Below are 953 nucleotides of genomic sequence, written 5' to 3'. Positions count from 1 at the left end.
TCGCCGGGGTCGCAGGATTCGAGGGCAGCGTCGGAGCAAGCCGCACCCAGGACGTGATCTCGGGAGTCCGCGCCTTCCTGGACCTCATGGCCGGCGCGGCGAGCGAGCTATCGGCGGCCCGCCTGTTCCGGACCGGACGGCCGGTCATCCTGTCGGCCGGCGGAAGCGCCTTCTTCGACCAGGTCGTCGATGTCCTCACGCGGGCTCGTGACAGCCATCCCGATCCGGCCGAGGTCGTGATCCGCTCTGGCTGCTACCTCACCCACGATCACGCGCTGTACCGGACGGCCTCGCCGTTCCTCGGTGACGACGGCGATTTTCGGCCGGCCATCGAGGTGTGGTCCCGGGTGCTGTCGACGCCGGAGCCAGGTTTGACGATCATCGACGCCGGACGGCGGGACATGTCCACCGACGCCGGCCTGCCCGTGGTGGTGGCTCGCCACCGATCCGGGGTCACCGAGGCGCTCGCCGGCGTGCATGTAACGTCCGTCAACGATCAGCACGGATTCGTCGGCACCGCGGACGTACCCGCCGGCACGCTCCAGGTCGGCGATCTGGTGGCAATGGGCATCTCACACCCCTGCACCACCTTCGACAAATGGAGCGCCATACCGGTGGTGGACGACGAATATCGTGTTCTGTCCGCGGTCCGGACCTTCTTCTGAGTGGTTGCATAACCGCGATCCCCGAAGAAGCGACTTCGCCGTATCCGCGCACAACGGTGATCAACTTCGGTAAGGTCTAGGTCTGTGACGCGTTTGTTGCTCGCCTCGACATCACGTGCCCGTCTCGCGACGCTGCGCTCGGCCGGCATCGAACCTGTCGTGCAAGCGCCCGGAGTGGACGAGGAACGGACCCTGGCCGAGGCCGAGGCTCAGCTCGGGCGGTTGGCTCCCGCGGATGCCGTACTCACCCTGGCGCGAGCCAAAGCCGAGGCGGTGAGCGCCGGCGCC

General features: G+C 67.8%; 2 protein-coding genes. Both read left to right on the top strand.

All coding sequences use genetic code 11. The features are described from left to right. The coding region (locus ELR45_RS19635) for a type III PLP-dependent enzyme domain-containing protein (protein WP_476704134.1) at nucleotides 1-665 on the top strand (665 nt) is incomplete at its 5' end. An 84-nt stretch (nucleotides 666-749) separates the two neighbouring features. Next, a partial coding sequence (locus ELR45_RS41110; protein ID WP_240759893.1) for a Maf family protein occupies nucleotides 750-953 on the top strand: 204 nt, incomplete at its 3' end.

It is taken from the genome of Phytoactinopolyspora endophytica, assembly GCF_004138495.1.
In the GTDB taxonomy this organism is placed as follows: domain Bacteria; phylum Actinomycetota; class Actinomycetes; order Jiangellales; family Jiangellaceae; genus Phytoactinopolyspora; species Phytoactinopolyspora endophytica.
This window is presented reverse-complemented; position numbering and strand designations above follow the sequence as displayed.